Source organism: Thalassovita autumnalis, assembly GCF_001458255.1.
GTDB lineage: Bacteria > Pseudomonadota > Alphaproteobacteria > Rhodobacterales > Rhodobacteraceae > Thalassobius > Thalassobius autumnalis.
The window spans coordinates 71,201-85,632 of record NZ_CYSB01000025.1; the positions used below are offsets into that span (position 1 = coordinate 71,201).

The window sequence follows — 14,432 nt, forward strand, 5'->3', positions numbered from 1 at the left end:
GGGCACCTGCGCTGACATGAGCGGAGTTCCGCAACAGGCGCAGATCCGTCTGTGCAATTCTGCGCAGGTCCTGTGGCGTGCTCAAGGTTGCTTCACCCCCGTTATCTCGCATCTTTGCAGTGTCAAAACACACCTAAATTGATGTGAAAGGGAACTTCGTGAAAACCTCCGTATTGGCCGCAGTTGCGGCATTGAGCCTGGGCGCTTCCGCCGCCGTCGCCGCACCCGAAGCCTATGTGCTGGACGCCAGCCACAGCCAGGTGATCTTCAACTACAACCACCTGGGCTATTCGACCACCTGGGGCATGTTCTCGGGCTTTGAGGGTGAGATTTCCTTCGATCAGGAAGATCCCGCCGCCTCCAGCGTGTCGGTGTCCATGCCGCTGGCGTCGATGATCACCGGCTGGGACGCACGTTTTGGTCACTTCATGTCGCCCGACTTTTTCAACGCCCAAGGCGATGAGCTTGTGACCTTCACTTCCACCGCGATTGAGGTCACCGGCGAAGCCACAGCGCTGATCACCGGCGATCTGACCCTGAACGGGGTGACCAAACCTGTGGTGCTGGACGCCAAGCTCAACCAGGTCGGCAATCACCCGATGGCCAACAAACCCTGGGCCGGGTTTGATGCAACTACGACTTTGGTGCGCAGCGAGTTTAATCTGGGTCAGTTCGCTCCTTTCGTGAGTGACGAGGTTCAGCTGCAGATCTCGATCGAGGCGATGAAAGCCGAATAATCTGAAGATTTGGTTAAGCTAAAAAAATCCCGTCCGAGTGCATCTCGGGCGGGACTTTTTGTTGGTTTTCTGATTGCGAAGTCGGCGATTAACGAAGTCTTCAGAAATATGTGATTTCCTCTGACAAGGTCCCGTGGCTTGGCCCCGATACATGACGGGGCCAGTGCAGATCAAATTTGGTTAGATAGCAGCGCCCTTATTGGTGCTGCGCTGTGAGATTAAAGGAGAGCGCAACCGCAAAACCCAAAGTCCCCTCATCAGGCACCGTGTCGCCGATGCCGAATTCCCGACGATCCAGGGTGAAACTGCCAGCTGCCGTGGCGGTGCCTTCGGCTAGGGTCAGGTCAATAGGGAAGGCAAGAGGGACCGAGGCGTCTTTGATCGTCAGCGTGCCAGTGGCGGTCAGGGTGCCGTCTATTTCAGCAAGATCCGCCTGATAGATCGCTGTCGGGAAGGCGGCGCTGTCAAAATAATCTGGTCCCATGGCCTGCGCGCTAACGGTGCCTAGGCTGAGCGAGGCAATGTCAATCTCAACCCGGATCTCACCCATTTGGGCAGGATCAGCATCCGGGTCGAATAGGATATGGGCCTGCCAGGTTTCAAAGCTGCCGTTCACGGCGTTGCCCAGCTGTTGGATGGATAGTGTCAGCGCGCCATCGGCAACCTGCCAGTTTGGCAGATCAGAGGCCGCAGGGGCGTTATCTGCGTTCTGAACGCCGGTAGGCCCTGGATTGGCGTCTGGCGCAGCCTGAGCAACATCCCCCTGCGGCGGATTTTGTTGTTGGGCAGCGCTTGCTGCGGAGGTGTCATTTTCATTGGGGGCGACGTTTGGTTCAACCGATGCCTGCGCAGGGGCGGTGTCCCGGTGGTCCTGCGCCTCGATGGTCCAGGTGGTGCCGGCGGCGGCGAGGATCACCACAGCGGCCAGGGCGGCGCTGGTTCGGGCGGTGGTCTTATGGTGTGGGTCTGGCGCAATGCTGTCAGAAGTGGTGTGACTGGTAGATTGGCCTGCGCCTAGAGCTGTGATCGACACTGGCCCCGCTCCGGGGGCCGACTGTGCCACCGGCTGGCGGCGGTTTGGCAGCATCCGCGCCAGAGTGGTGTCACGATCAATGATCTGGTGTTTCAGCGCCCCGGCGATATGCAGGCCAAGAGATAGGACCATCACCACAACGGCGGCGAAGTGGAAGGCAGCGAACAGTACTGACAGCGCTTCCGATTTCGCCACCATGGGCAGGTCCTGGCCAAAAGGCCCCCAGATCGGCGCAAAACCGGTGCTGGCGGCATGGTGGATCCAGCCGGTCAGCGGGACCAGAACGATCGCACCATAAAGCAGCCAATGCACCGTTTCGGCGGCGAGGGTTTCCAGCCGTCGGTCAGGGTGCAGGGCGCGGGGTTTTGATTGGCTGAGCGCCCAGAGGATCCGCAGAAGGGCTACAAAGAAGACCACAACCCCCAAAGTTTTATGGGTGGAAAACAGCGTGGTCAGCACCTCGATCGACACGACGGGGCTGCCAGCCTGGGTGGCCTCGGCCAGTTTCTTGGCGATAAATCCCATCGGGATCAGCACAAGGATCAGCAGGGCGGTGGTCCAATGGAGGGCCTTGGCAATGCTGCCGTAGCGGTCGGGTGAGTTGGCGATGGACATATTAGTCTCCGGATCAAATGCGTTGCGTCGATAGCTAGGCCGATTGAAACGAACCATAAATATTTGTTCCTGCACAGATCCTCTGCACCTGTCCGCAGAAACCCGCCGGTGAGCGGGGAGGCACGAAATACAAAGCCTTAGCAGGGCAATCCGGGGCGCGCGCGCCGGTTGCGTGCCTCTTCTCTTGTGAAGCGCGCGCGGGACGTTTACACCACGTCAAAGACAATCGTGACGAGGCCTAGAATGACCAAAGCATTTGTTTTCCCCGGCCAGGGGGCTCAGACCATCGGAATGGGCAAAGCCCTGGCCGATGCCTATCCGGCGGCGAAAGCGGTTTTTGATGAGGTGGATGCGGCGCTGGGGGAAAACCTCTCGCAGCTGATCTGGGAGGGGGATCAAGCTGATCTGACCCTGACCCAAAACGCCCAGCCGGCGCTGATGGCAACCTCGCTGGCGGCGATGAAGGCGTTGGAGGCCGAGGGCGTTGTGCTGGCGGATCAGGCGGCCTATGTCGCGGGTCATTCGCTGGGCGAATATTCTGCACTGGCGGCGGCTGGCGCCCTGTCGATTTCGGATGCGGCGCGTCTGTTGCGCACCCGGGGGCAGGCGATGCAGCAGGCCGTGCCGGTGGGCGAAGGCGCGATGGCGGCCCTGTTGGGGCTGGATTTCGAGGGTGCCAAAGCCGTCGCGGAAGAGGCTGCCATGGGCGAAGTTTGCCAGGCCGCCAATGACAACGATCCGGGCCAGGTTGTGGTCTCCGGCCATAAGGCCGCTGTGGAACGCGCGGTGGAGCTGGCCAAGGAAAAAGGCGCCAAACGCGCGGTTCTGCTGCCCGTCAGCGCCCCTTTCCATTGCCAATTGATGGAACCCGCCGCCGAGGTCATGGCCAAGGCCCTGGCTGAGGTCGACATCAACCGCCCCGTGGTGCCGGTTGTGGCCAATGTTGTTGCCGAAGCGGTTTCTGACCCGGCCACCATCCGCTCGCTGCTGGTCAATCAGGTCACCGGTTCGGTGCGCTGGCGCGAAAGCGTCGCCTGGATGGCCGGGCAGGGCGTTGATGCGATCTGGGAAGTGGGCGCGGGCAAGGCGCTGTCGGGTATGGTGCGCCGCATCGAACGCTCGATTGCCTGCACCGCGATCGGCACCCCCGAAGATGTACAAAAAGCTGTGGCATCGCTGGCCTGAGGCCGCGCACACAGGACGGAACCGGGCGGGGCGCGCGCTTTTGCCAGCCAAAGGCGCAGCCCGCACCGCCCTTAGTGACAAGAGAGGGACTGTCACATGTTTGATTTGACTGGAAAACGCGCGCTGGTGACCGGCGCATCCGGCGGCATCGGTGGTGCCATTGCCAAGGCGCTGCACGGTGCCGGCGCAACCGTGGGCCTGTCGGGCACCCGGGTGGAACCGCTGGAGGCGCTGGCAGCCGAACTGGGCGACAACGCCCATGTTCTGCCCTGTAACCTCAGCGATGCGGCTGCGGTTGACGCGCTGCCCAAAGACGCCATCGCGGCGATGGGTGGCCTGGATATTCTGGTAAACAACGCCGGCATCACCCGTGACCAGATCTTCATGCGCATGTCGGATGAGGAATGGCAGTCGGTGCTGGATGTGAACCTGACCTCCTCGATGCGTCTGTGTCGTGGCGTGATGCGCCCGATGATGAAGGCGCGCTGGGGCCGGATCATCAACATCTCCTCCATCGTGGGCGCAACCGGCAACCCCGGTCAGGTGAACTACGCTGCTGCCAAGGCGGGTATGGTCGGCATGACCAAATCCATCGCCTATGAGGTTGCCAGCCGTGGCATCACCGCCAACGCCGTTGCGCCTGGCTTCATCGCCACCGCGATGACCGACAAGCTGAACGATGACCAGAAAGCGGCGATCAACACCAAGATCCCCGCAGGCCGCATGGGCACCCCGGAAGAAATCGCTGCGGCGGTTCTGTATCTGGCCAGCCCTGAGGCGGGTTATGTCACCGGCACAACGGTGCACGTCAATGGCGGCATGGCGATGCTCTAAGCCGCGAGGGTTGCGCTTTGGCAGACAGACCATAGATGGTGTGCGCGCCGATGCGCTAAATCGTTTGCCTATGCGTCACCATATGCTATAGGCCTCCCAGATTCTTCGGGGGCGGAGCGATCCGGCCCTGAAAATGTTCCAAAGCAAGTGGAACGAAATCTGCCCCGCCACCCTTGAAATGGGCAGCGTTGGGCACCAACTTGGACCAGCCTTCGGGCGGGGCGACACATCGGGCATTGGCCCAAAGGAATGAGGACAGAACATGAGCGATATCGCAGACCGCGTCAAAAAAATCGTTGTTGAGCACCTGGGTGCCGAAGAAGACAAGGTTGTTGAAAACGCCTCCTTCATCGACGATCTGGGCGCAGACAGCCTGGACACCGTTGAGCTGGTAATGGCCTTCGAAGAAGAGTTCGGCATCGAGATCCCGGACGACGCAGCCGAAACCATCCAGACCTTCGGTGACGCGGTTAAATTCATCAGCGAAGCCTCCTAAGCGCATCCTGATTTGAGTTTTTTAAAACCCCTGCCTTCGGGCGGGGGTTTTTCTTTGCCGCGGGCCTTGGGGCAGGGTGCATTCCCCGCCCACAAGGGCGTGATTGCGCCGTGAAAGCATGAGGGTCGATCGCGCGACAGGCCCCGGTGTTTCAGCCAAGAACCCCCTGATATTCCTGTCTTTGTGCCGGATGCGCTGCAATCTCCGAAGGGGGTCATTTTTGCATTGGCAAGAATGGGCCAGATCACCGATACTGCCGCGCATGCACTTGCGCCGGGGGCTTATTCCAAGCTATTGAAGGCGCAAACTGCCGAGGCAAAGGAGAGCAGATATGCGCCGAGTTGTTGTGACAGGTCTGGGTCTGGTGACCCCGCTGGCATGTGGTGTGGAAGAAACCTGGACGCGTATTCTGGACGGTCAGTCCGGCGCGGGCAAAATCACCCGTTTTGACGCCAGCCATCTGGGCACCGATTACGCCTGCGAAGTGCCTTATGGCGATGGCACCGATGGCACCTTCAACCCCGATGACTGGATGGCTGCCAAGGAACGCCGCAAAGTGGATGACTTCATCCTCTACGGTATCGCGGCGGCTCAGCAGGCGGTTGAGGATTCCGGCTGGGTGGCCGAAAGCACCGACGCACAAGAACGCACCGGCGTGATGATCGGCTCGGGCATTGGTGGCCTGCAGTCGATCGCGGAAACCACTTTGCTGCTGAAGGAAAAAGGCCCGCGTCGTGTGTCACCTTTCTTTATTCCCGGCGCGCTGATCAACCTGATCTCGGGTCAGGTTTCAATCAAATACGGCTTCAAAGGCCCGAACCACTCGGTTGTGACCGCCTGTTCCACCGGGGCGCACGCCATTGGTGATGCCAGCCGTCTGATCAAATACGGTGATGCGGATGTGATGATCGCAGGCGGCGCCGAAGCGGCCATCTGTGAAATTGGCATCGCGGGTTTCAACGCCTGTAAAGCGCTGTCGACCAAACGGTCTGATGATCCGCAGGCTGCCAGCCGCCCCTATGACAATGACCGTGACGGTTTTGTCATGGGCGAAGGTGCCGGCGTTGTGGTTCTGGAAGAATACGAACACGCCAAGGCACGCGGCGCCAAGATCTACGCCGAAGTGCTGGGCTATGGCCTGTCGGGCGACGCCTATCACATCACCGCCCCGTCGGAAGATGGCGAAGGCGGCGAACGTTCGATGCGCGCGGCGATCAAGGACGCCGGTGTGGAGCCTTCGGCGATTGACTACATCAACGCCCACGGCACCTCGACCATGGCGGACACCATCGAACTGGGCGCGGTTGAGCGGCTCTTGGGTGATAAAGCCTCCTCGGCCACCATGTCCTCGACCAAATCGATGACCGGTCACCTCCTAGGCGCGGCTGGCGCGATTGAGGCGATCTTCTCGATCCTGGCGATCCGCGATCAGGTGGCCCCGCCCACCATCAACCTCGACAACCCGGCGGTGGAGCCGAAACTGGACCTCGCGCCGAACAAAAAGGTCGAGCGTGAGATCAAGGTGGCGTTGTCCAACAGCTTCGGCTTTGGCGGCACCAACGCCTCGGTGATGTTCGGGAAAGTCGACTGATATGTGGAAGGCGCTGGCCTCTAACGCACTGACGTTTCTGGTTGTTTTGCTGTTTCTTGCCGGGGGTGTGATCCTCTGGGGGCAGCAGAGCTATCAAAGCGCAGGCCCGCTGGAGGCCCCGATCTGTGTGCGGGTGGCCAGCGGTTCCAACATGTCGCGCGTCTCCAGCCAGCTGGAGCAGGACGGCGCGATTTCCAACGGTTCGCTGTTTCGGATCGGCGCGGATTATTCCGGCAAATCCGATCAGCTGAAGGCCGGGGCCTTTCTGGTGCCCGATGGCGCCTCGATGGAAGAGATCGTTGATATCCTGACCCGCGGCGGCGCCAGCACTTGCGGCACCGAAGTGGTCTATCGGATCGGCGTGACCCGCAGCCAGATCCTGGTGCGTGAGCTGGATCCGGCGACCAGCCGGTTCGTGGAAACCGCCAACTTCAACCCGGCCGCCGAAGACACCCCGGCTGAGTTCACCACCGCAGCCGAACGGGGCGACACCCGCCACCGCATCGCGATGGCCGAAGGTGTGACCTCCTGGCAGGTGGTGGAAAGCCTGAAGTCGGTTGGCGTGCTGACCGGTGAGGTGGCTGATCTGCCCGCCGAAGGGTCGCTGGCACCTGACAGCTATGAGGTCAATCGCGGCGATACCCGTCAGTCGGTGATCGACCGGATGCAGGACGCACAGGCCAGCATTCTGGCCAGCGCCTGGGCCAACCGCGTTGAGGGCCTGCCGCTGGAAACCCCGGAAGAAGCGCTGATCCTTGCCTCGATCATCGAGAAGGAAACCGGCGTGGCCGAAGAACGCCGCACGGTTGGGTCGGTTTTCATCAACCGCCTGAACCGTGGCATGCGCCTGCAGACAGACCCGACCGTGATCTATGGCATCACCAAGGGGCAGGGCACCCTGGGCCGTGGTCTGCGTCAGTCCGAACTGCGCGGCGAAACCCCGTGGAACACCTATGTGATCGACGCGCTGCCGCCGACCCCGATCGCCAACCCAGGCCGCGCCAGCATCGAGGCGGCGCTGGATCCTGCCAGCACCAACTTCGTGTTCTTTGTGGCTGATGGCACCGGCGGTCACGCCTTTGCGGAAACCCTGGCGGAACACAATCGCAACGTCGCCAAATGGCGCGCGATTGAGGCAGAGCGTAGCAACAACTAAGCCGCTGGCCTGACAATAAAACATTCTGGAAAACCCGCCCTCGTGGCGGGTTTTTTTATTGGGTGTGATCTTGATTCTACCCATCAATGAGGCGCGTCTGCGTCCGAACCGAGGGGCGAAGCGAAGCGCCCGCCCCATCAAACCAAAGGTTTGTCTTCGACAAAACGGGGCGGTTCGGGCGCTGCCCGGCGGAGCCGGGCAATAATCGTGTGCGCTGTCCAATGTTTTCATCAAATCGCCGGATCGCGGTCCCTTGTTGCGCGCCCTCTCTCAAACCCCACCGCACGCTGCCCTAACGCGATCTTAGCTTGGGTGCGGCAGTCTCCTTGCCAACTGGACAGCAGATCCAAAGGGGGCGGGCACGATGAATGTGCACAACAGCGACCAGACCGAGGGGGCCGTAGCGGCGGACCTCCTGGCTGAACAGCTGCTCGAGGTGGGGCAGCTGCTTGGTGAAATGAAACACGACATGAAGGCGATGCAATACCGGGTGCGTCTGGATGATGACGGGGCAGTCAGGGACAACCTGCGCCTGATCAGTGACCTGCGCAACTGGCTGAAGATCGCCTGGGAACTGGAGACGAAATTCCATGAACGAGAGCAAGAGCGCGCCGGACAGTCGGCCACCTATGCCGTCGACTTCGACCGGGCCAGGGATCAGATCCGCTGCCGGTTGGATCGGTTGCGCCGATGTGGCCTTGCAGACGGCCTTTCTCGATGAACTGGGCGAGGAGGAGATCCTCGCGCTGCCCTATCTGTTTGAGTTCTGGGCGATGGAGCATCAACTGCCGCCCTCTGGCGATTGGCGCGCTTGGGTGATCCTGGGCGGGCGCGGTGCGGGCAAAACCCGGGCCGGGGCGGAATGGGTGCGTGCGCAGGTCGAAGGCGCGCGGCCCCGCGATCCCGGCCCCTGTCAGCGGCTGGCCATTGTGGGTGAAACACTGGATCAGGCGCGCGAAGTTATGGTCTTTGGCGAAAGCGGCATCCTTGCCTGTTCCCCGCCTGATCGGCGGCCCGACTGGATCGCCAGCCGCCGCCTGTTGCGCTGGCCCAATGGGGCTGAGGCGCAGATCTTCTCGGCCCATGATCCCGAAGCCCTGCGCGGTCCGCAGTTTGATGGCGCCTGGGTGGATGAGCTGGCCAAATGGCCCAAGGCGCAGGACACTTGGGATATGCTGCAGTTTGGCCTGCGCCTGGGCGAGGACCCGCGGGTCTGTGTGACCACCACGCCCCGCAATGTCACCGTGCTGAAGGACCTGTTGAAACGCGACAGCACCGTGGTGACCCATGCCGCGACCGAGGCCAATCGCGCCAATCTGGCGCGTGGTTTCCTCGAAGAGGTGGAGGCACGCTATGCCGGCACCCGGCTGGGCCGTCAGGAACTGTCGGGTGAGCTGCTGGAGGACGCCGAAGGCGCGCTGTGGCGCCAGGCGGGTCTTGAGGCGCTGCGTGTCGCGCAGGTGCCGGATCTGGACCGGATCGTTGTGGCGGTGGACCCGCCGGTAAGCAGCCACGCCGGATCAGATGACTGCGGCATCGTGGTGGTTGGCGCGGTCACCCGCGGGCCGGTGCCCGACTGGCGCGCCTATGTGCTGGAGGATGCCAGCTGTAGCGCCGCCAGCCCCACGGAATGGGCCCGTAAAGCACTGTCAATGATGGAAAAATGGGGTGCTGACCGTCTGGTGGCTGAGGTCAATCAGGGCGGCGATCTGGTGGAAACCGTGATCCGCCAGCTGAACCCAACCGTGCCCTTTACCAAATGCCACGCCAGCCGCGGCAAGGTGGCCCGCGCGGAACCTGTGGCGGCGCTTTATGAACAGGGCCGGGTGTTTCACGCCCGCGATCTGGGCGCGCTGGAGGATCAGATGTGCGCCATGACCGCCCAGGGCTTCAGCGGCAAAGGCAGCCCTGACCGGGTGGATGCGCTGGTCTGGGCGCTGACCGATCTGATCCTCACCCCAGCACAAAACTGGCGCCGCCCACAGCTGCGTGCGCTGTAGTGAACAGACGTTAACCATTTCCCGTCACAGTGTTTCGCAACACAAACTGACCCGCCGCCAGATGGCAAAAGCAGGAGAAATCGAACCCAATGGTGTTTTCGCTTTTCAAATCGACCGCCACAACGCCGCAAACCGCCTCTGAAACCGCTGTGGCTGCGGTCCCGGCGCAAAAGGCCAGCGCGGCCGGGCGGATGATGGCCCTGCAAAGCGCAGGTCGCATCACCTGGAGCCCGCGCGATGCCGCCTCGCTGGCGCGCAACGGGTTTGCAGGCAATCCGGTGGGGTTTCGCTGTGTCAAACTGATCGCCGAGGCCGCCGCCTCGCTGCCACTGCTGTTGCAGGACCGGTTGCAGCGCTATGAGACCCATCCGCTGCTGGAGCTGCTGCGCCGCCCAAATCCGGTGCAGGGCCGCGCTGAACTGCTTGAGGCGCTTTATGCCCAGATCCTGCTGACGGGCGACGGCTATCTGGAGGCCGTGGGCCATGAGGGCGAACTTTGTGAACTTTACGTGCTGCGGTCGGACCGGATGCAGCTGGTGCCGGGCGCTGACGGCTGGCCCAAAGCCTATGATTATGCCGTGAACGGCCGCAAACACCGGTTCAACATGCGTGCTGACCTGCCGCCGATCTGTCACATCCGCGCCTTTCATCCGCAGGATGATCACTATGGGCTGTCGCCGATGCAGGCCGCTGCCCAGGCGCTGGACGTGCACAATGCCGCTTCGCGCTGGTCGAAGGCGCTGCTCGACAATGCGGCGCGACCCTCGGGCGCATTGGTCTATCAGGGTGCGGACGGGCAGGCCGGGCTCAGCGCGGATCAATATGACCGGCTGCAGGCCGAAATGGCGCAATACCATCAGGGCGCAGGCAATGCGGGCCGGCCGATGTTGCTGGAGGGCGGATTGGACTGGAAACCGATGGGGTTCAGCCCCTCGGATATGGAGTTTCAGAAAACCAAGGACAGCGCCGCGCGCGAAATTGCCCTGGCCTTCGGGGTGCCGCCGATGCTCTTGGGCGTGCCGGGCGATGCCACCTACGCCAACTATCAGGAGGCCAATCGCGCCTTCTACCGGCTGACGGTGTTGCCGCTGGTACAAAAGGTCTGTGGCCGGCTGGGCGATTTCCTGTCGCAGCATGTCACCGCTTCGTTGGACCTGCGGGTCGACCTGGATCAGGTGCCCGCCTTGGCCGCTGAACGTGACGCGCAATGGCAGCGGATCAGCGATGCGGCCTTCCTGTCGATCGCGGAAAAACGTGCCCTCCTGGGGCTGCCCGCCCTCACTGTCGAGGAGCCGGCAGAGGCCCCCAAAAAGGGACCGGATGATGAGCTATGAGCGCCGGTTTGAACCCTTTGAATGTGCACCCGGCCTCAAGCTGGAGGCCCATGAGAGGATGACGAAACTGCAGTTTGACGGCCAGAACCGCCGCATCGAACGGCTGGAACACCAGATGGAGCGGCTGGAGCGTCGCCTGTGGCTGACCGTCTATGGGGTGGTCGCAATGATCCTGGCGCAGGCGCTGCAATCGCTGCTGCACATTGGCTGAGGTATGATGATGTTGGAACGTAAATTTACCCGCTTAAACAATTCACTATCCGTTGAAGGTGAGGTCACGATCAGCGGCTATGCCAGCCTGTTTCACCAGCCTGATCAGGGCGGGGATCGGGTGATGCCCGGCGCTTTTGCAGCCTCCCTCAAGCAGTTGGCGGCTGAGGCACGCGCGGTCAAAATGCTGTGGCAGCATGATCCTGCCCAGCCCATCGGCCTGTGGGAGGAGATTTCTGAGGATGCGCGCGGCCTCTGGGTCAAGGGGCGGCTCTTGCCTGAGGTATCGCGCGCCCGCGAAGCGCAGGCCTTGATTGCCGCCGGAGCCATCGATGGTCTCTCCATCGGGTATCGTACGGAAAAGGCGGTCAAAAACCCCACCGGCGGTCGCGCCCTGCACCAGTTGGACCTGTGGGAGGTGTCGCTGGTGACTTTCCCCATGTTGCCGTCTGCGCGGCTGCAGCCCGCAGCGCTGCAGGAAAAGGCGCAGAATGATGCGCGAGACTGGCGCGATCTCACCGCTGCGCTTCGAAACGCAACCGAATTGATCCGCCAACCGGGCGCCTGACGCGCCCCCAGACCCATCCATCCCTCACGAAAGGAAATGCCATGACCGAGGCAGAGTCTCGGACCGGGGAAGATCTGTCTCCGGCCCAGGAAGTGAAAACCGCAGTCGCGGATTTTATGAGCGCGTTCAACGGCTTTCGGGCCGATGTTCATCACCGCATTGAAAAGCAGGAAGAGCGATTGACCATGATTGACCGGAATTCCAACTCCCCCGCCCATATCCCGCAGCGCCCCCAGCTGAGCGCCGCAGCCGCCCCTGAGGTGCCGCATCAGAAGGCCTTCAACGCCTATCTGCGCTCTGGCGAAGATGACGGGCTGCGCGGGCTGGAACTGGAGGGCAAGGCGCTCTCGACCGCGGTGAACGGCGATGGCGGCTACCTGGTGGATCCCGCCACCTCTCAGGCGGTGCAGTCGGTGTTGACTGGCGCCGCCTCAATCCGGGCGATTGCCAATGTTGTTGCGGTCGAAGCCACCTCCTATGACGTGTTGATCGATCAGGGTGAGTTGGGCCACGGCTGGGCGACTGAGGCGGCTGCCACCGAAACCGGCACGCCGACCATTGATCGGATTTCCATCCCGCTGCATGAGCTGTCGGCGCTGCCCAAGGCCAGTCAACGCCTGCTGGACGATGCCGCCTTTGACATTGAGGGCTGGCTGGCCGGTCGTATCGGCGAAAAATTCGCCCGGGCTGAGGCCGCGGCCTTTGTGAATGGCGACGGCGTGGATAAACCCACCGGTTTCCTGACCCATTCGGCGGTGGCCAATGACAGCTGGGCCTGGGGCAGCTTGGGCTATGTGCTCAGCGGCGCCGATGGTGGATTTAACGGGGCAGATGCGCTGATCGATCTGGTCTATGCCTTGGGCGCGCAGTACCGCGCCGGGGCGGCCTTTGTGATGAATTCAAAAACCGCCGGGGCGGTGCGCAAGCTGAAAGATGCCGATGGCCGCTTCCTGTGGTCCGATGGTCTGGCTGCAGGGGAACCTGCGCGCCTGCTGGGCTATCCGGTGGTGATCGCTGAGGATATGCCAGACATCGCCAGCGGCGCGGATGCCATTGCCTTTGGTGACTTTGCTGCCGGTTACACCGTGGCGGAACGCCCGGACCTGCGGATCCTGCGCGATCCCTTCAGCGCCAAGCCGCATGTGCTGTTCTATGCTACCAAACGGGTGGGCGGCGATGTCAGTGACTTCGCCGCGATCAAACTGCTGCGCTTTGCCGCCAGCTGATCCTGACTGCCTGTCGCGCGGTGTGATCGCCGCGCGACGGGCAAGACCGGCCCCAAACCCTCCCAACAGCCAGGCAAGCGACGGAGAGCCCGATGACCCTGACAGAAGTGACCCCTGTTGCCCTCGCGGATCTGCCCGTGCTGGCGTTGAAATCCCATCTGCGGCTTGGCAGCGGCTTTGCCGAGGCGGATCTGCAGGAGGATCTGCTGGCCTCGTTCCTACGCGCTGCGCTTGCGGCGATTGAGGCCCGGATCAGCAAGGCCATTCTGGCGCGCAGTTTTGACCTGCAGCTGACCCGTTGGGCCACCCCCGCCGCGCAGGCGCTGCCGTTGGCCCCGGTCACAGCGATCGAGGCGGTGACGCTGTTCACCGCGACGGGCACGGCTGAGGTTGTGGACCCAGCCCGCTACCAACTGCTGGCCGACAGCCAGCGCCCGGCGCTTTGGCCGGTCAACGGCTGCTTGCCCGCCATTCCCGGAGGTGGCCATGCCCTGGTGCGGCTAACCGCGGGTTTTGGCCCCTGGGGCGCGGTGCCGCCGGATTTGGCGCAGGCCGTTTTGATGCTGGCCGCGCATTATTACGAATACCGCGACGACACCGGGCTGAAGGCGGGCTGCATGCCCTTCGGTGTCACCGCATTGATCGAACGTCACCGCCAGATGCGGCTGGGTGGCATCGGCGCCAGCGACGGGGTGGCGCGATGACTGCCCCGCGTCTGACCCGCCAGCTGATGCTGGAAGACCCGCTACAGGTCAGCGATGGCGCCGGTGGATTTACCGTGACATGGCAAGCGCTTGGCACGCTTTGGGCCGAGGTTGCGATGCGCTCTGGCCGCGAGGCCGGGGGCCTGTCACAGGCCCGGCTGAAAATCACGCTGCGCGCGGCACCCGTTGGCTCCTCGATGCGGCCACGGCCTGACCAGCGCCTGCGCGAAGGCGCGCGGCTATATCGGATCGATGCGGTGCATGAACGCCCCGGCAGCGGCCGTTATCTGGTCTGCCTCGCGCATGAGGAGGTGGCGACATGACCTATGCGCTGACCGCCGCCCTGCAGGAGGCGATTTATGCTCAACTTACCTCTGATGCGAATTTGGCCGCGCTGGTGGATGGCGTTTTTGACGCCTTGCCAGCGGGTGTTTTGCCACAGCGCTATGTGCAGATCGGGCCGGAACAGGCGCGGGCCCGTTCAGACAAGACCGGCGCGGGCGCGCGACATGTGTTTGAGGTTCACGTGGTGGGGCGGGACGCCGGCTTTTTGCCGGTGAAACAGGCAGCGGCGCGGGTCAGTGACCTACTGGTTGACGCGCCGCTGCCAATGTCCCGGGGGCACATCGTCAGCCTGCGGTTTTCCCAGGCCAAAGCAACCCGCGATCGCAGCGATGACAGTCGCCGCATCACCCTGCGCTTCACCGCGCAACTCTATGACAGTTAACCAAAAAACGGAGGCG

Annotated in this window: 16 protein-coding genes; 15 read left to right on the plus strand and 1 reads right to left on the minus strand. The window is 62.6% G+C overall.

The window, feature by feature from the left end; translation table 11 throughout:
* The first annotated feature begins 158 nt into the window (after positions 1-158).
* A complete protein-coding gene (locus TL5118_RS06355) occupies positions 159-737 on the plus strand; it encodes a YceI family protein (protein WP_058241833.1) in 579 nt (192 codons plus the stop codon).
* 196 nt (positions 738-933) lie between these two features.
* Here TL5118_RS06355 and TL5118_RS06360 read toward each other — a convergent pair whose 3' ends face one another.
* Positions 934-2,385: a cytochrome b/b6 domain-containing protein gene (locus TL5118_RS06360; protein ID WP_058241834.1), complete on the minus strand. Its 1,452-nt coding sequence runs from the start codon at positions 2,383-2,385 to the stop codon at positions 934-936.
* A 243-nt stretch (positions 2,386-2,628) separates the two neighbouring features.
* Between TL5118_RS06360 and fabD the strand changes: the two genes are divergently transcribed.
* The 14 genes from fabD to TL5118_RS06430 all read left to right on the plus strand — a co-directional run bounded on the left by fabD (position 2,629) and on the right by TL5118_RS06430 (position 14,416).
* A complete protein-coding gene (gene fabD, locus TL5118_RS06365) occupies positions 2,629-3,570 on the plus strand; it encodes an ACP S-malonyltransferase (RefSeq protein ID WP_058241835.1) in 942 nt (313 codons plus the stop codon).
* A 96-nt stretch (positions 3,571-3,666) separates the two neighbouring features.
* Positions 3,667-4,404, plus strand: coding sequence for a 3-oxoacyl-[acyl-carrier-protein] reductase (gene fabG / locus TL5118_RS06370; RefSeq protein WP_058241836.1), 738 nt, complete (start codon positions 3,667-3,669; stop codon positions 4,402-4,404).
* A gap of 262 nt (positions 4,405-4,666) precedes the next feature.
* Positions 4,667-4,900 carry an acyl carrier protein gene (locus TL5118_RS06375; protein ID WP_058241837.1) on the plus strand — a complete coding sequence of 78 codons (234 nt, stop codon included), beginning with the start codon at positions 4,667-4,669 and terminating at the stop codon, positions 4,898-4,900.
* 331 nt (positions 4,901-5,231) lie between these two features.
* A complete protein-coding gene (fabF, locus tag TL5118_RS06380; RefSeq protein WP_058241838.1) occupies positions 5,232-6,491 on the plus strand; it encodes a beta-ketoacyl-ACP synthase II in 1,260 nt (419 codons plus the stop codon).
* Between the two features lies 1 nt (position 6,492).
* The gene (gene mltG / locus TL5118_RS06385; RefSeq protein WP_058241839.1) at positions 6,493-7,647 is read left to right on the plus strand and encodes an endolytic transglycosylase MltG; all 1,155 of its coding nucleotides are present in this window, start codon (positions 6,493-6,495) and stop codon (positions 7,645-7,647) included.
* Between the two features lie 364 nt (positions 7,648-8,011).
* Complete coding sequence (locus TL5118_RS06390; RefSeq protein ID WP_058241840.1) at positions 8,012-8,368, plus strand: hypothetical protein; 357 nt, start codon at positions 8,012-8,014, stop codon at positions 8,366-8,368.
* Positions 8,277-9,647 (plus strand): DNA-packaging protein, encoded by a 1,371-nt coding sequence (locus TL5118_RS06395; protein ID WP_082626122.1) that lies wholly within the window; start codon positions 8,277-8,279, stop codon positions 9,645-9,647. The genes TL5118_RS06390 and TL5118_RS06395 overlap by 92 nt, the downstream gene beginning before the upstream one ends.
* Positions 9,648-9,736: 89 nt before the next feature.
* Complete coding sequence (locus TL5118_RS06400; protein ID WP_058241841.1) at positions 9,737-10,981, plus strand: phage portal protein; 1,245 nt, start codon at positions 9,737-9,739, stop codon at positions 10,979-10,981.
* Positions 10,971-11,192 carry a GTA head formation protein, RCAP_rcc01685 family gene (locus tag TL5118_RS06405; RefSeq protein WP_058241842.1) on the plus strand — a complete coding sequence of 74 codons (222 nt, stop codon included), beginning with the start codon at positions 10,971-10,973 and terminating at the stop codon, positions 11,190-11,192. Before TL5118_RS06400 ends, TL5118_RS06405 begins: the two co-directional genes overlap by 11 nt.
* Positions 11,193-11,198: 6 nt before the next feature.
* Positions 11,199-11,759, plus strand: coding sequence for an HK97 family phage prohead protease (locus TL5118_RS06410; protein ID WP_370701667.1), 561 nt, complete (start codon positions 11,199-11,201; stop codon positions 11,757-11,759).
* 41 nt (positions 11,760-11,800) lie between these two features.
* The gene (locus TL5118_RS06415) at positions 11,801-12,985 is read left to right on the plus strand and encodes a phage major capsid protein (RefSeq protein WP_058241844.1); all 1,185 of its coding nucleotides are present in this window, start codon (positions 11,801-11,803) and stop codon (positions 12,983-12,985) included.
* Between the two features lie 92 nt (positions 12,986-13,077).
* Entirely contained in the window at positions 13,078-13,689 is a 612-nt protein-coding gene (locus tag TL5118_RS06420; protein WP_058241845.1) for a head-tail connector protein, read from the plus strand.
* Positions 13,686-14,012: a phage head closure protein gene (locus tag TL5118_RS06425; protein WP_058241846.1), complete on the plus strand. Its 327-nt coding sequence runs from the start codon at positions 13,686-13,688 to the stop codon at positions 14,010-14,012. The genes TL5118_RS06420 and TL5118_RS06425 overlap by 4 nt, the downstream gene beginning before the upstream one ends.
* Positions 14,009-14,416, plus strand: a complete 408-nt coding sequence (locus tag TL5118_RS06430; protein ID WP_058241847.1) for a DUF3168 domain-containing protein — start codon at positions 14,009-14,011, stop codon at positions 14,414-14,416. Before TL5118_RS06425 ends, TL5118_RS06430 begins: the two co-directional genes overlap by 4 nt.
* The last annotated feature ends 16 nt before the right edge of the window (positions 14,417-14,432 follow it).

What these genes read in the sequence shown, in the direction of transcription:
- TL5118_RS06415 (WP_058241844.1), top strand. Translation starts at nt 11,801, where the DNA reads ATGACCGAGGCAGAGTCTCGGACCGGGGAAGATCTGTCTCCGGCCCAG.
- TL5118_RS06360 (WP_058241834.1), bottom strand. Translation starts at nt 2,385, where the DNA reads ATGTCCATCGCCAACTCACCCGACCGCTACGGCAGCATTGCCAAGGCC.
- fabG (WP_058241836.1), top strand. Translation starts at nt 3,667, where the DNA reads ATGTTTGATTTGACTGGAAAACGCGCGCTGGTGACCGGCGCATCCGGC.
- TL5118_RS06400 (WP_058241841.1), top strand. Translation starts at nt 9,737, where the DNA reads ATGGTGTTTTCGCTTTTCAAATCGACCGCCACAACGCCGCAAACCGCC.
- mltG (WP_058241839.1), top strand. Translation starts at nt 6,493, where the DNA reads ATGTGGAAGGCGCTGGCCTCTAACGCACTGACGTTTCTGGTTGTTTTG.
- TL5118_RS06420 (WP_058241845.1), top strand. Translation starts at nt 13,078, where the DNA reads ATGACCCTGACAGAAGTGACCCCTGTTGCCCTCGCGGATCTGCCCGTG.
- TL5118_RS06395 (WP_082626122.1), top strand. Translation starts at nt 8,277, where the DNA reads ATGCCGTCGACTTCGACCGGGCCAGGGATCAGATCCGCTGCCGGTTGG.
- TL5118_RS06405 (WP_058241842.1), top strand. Translation starts at nt 10,971, where the DNA reads ATGAGCTATGAGCGCCGGTTTGAACCCTTTGAATGTGCACCCGGCCTC.
- TL5118_RS06375 (WP_058241837.1), top strand. Translation starts at nt 4,667, where the DNA reads ATGAGCGATATCGCAGACCGCGTCAAAAAAATCGTTGTTGAGCACCTG.
- TL5118_RS06390 (WP_058241840.1), top strand. Translation starts at nt 8,012, where the DNA reads ATGAATGTGCACAACAGCGACCAGACCGAGGGGGCCGTAGCGGCGGAC.
- fabD (WP_058241835.1), top strand. Translation starts at nt 2,629, where the DNA reads ATGACCAAAGCATTTGTTTTCCCCGGCCAGGGGGCTCAGACCATCGGA.
- TL5118_RS06430 (WP_058241847.1), top strand. Translation starts at nt 14,009, where the DNA reads ATGACCTATGCGCTGACCGCCGCCCTGCAGGAGGCGATTTATGCTCAA.
- fabF (WP_058241838.1), top strand. Translation starts at nt 5,232, where the DNA reads ATGCGCCGAGTTGTTGTGACAGGTCTGGGTCTGGTGACCCCGCTGGCA.
- TL5118_RS06425 (WP_058241846.1), top strand. Translation starts at nt 13,686, where the DNA reads ATGACTGCCCCGCGTCTGACCCGCCAGCTGATGCTGGAAGACCCGCTA.
- TL5118_RS06410 (WP_370701667.1), top strand. Translation starts at nt 11,199, where the DNA reads ATGATGTTGGAACGTAAATTTACCCGCTTAAACAATTCACTATCCGTT.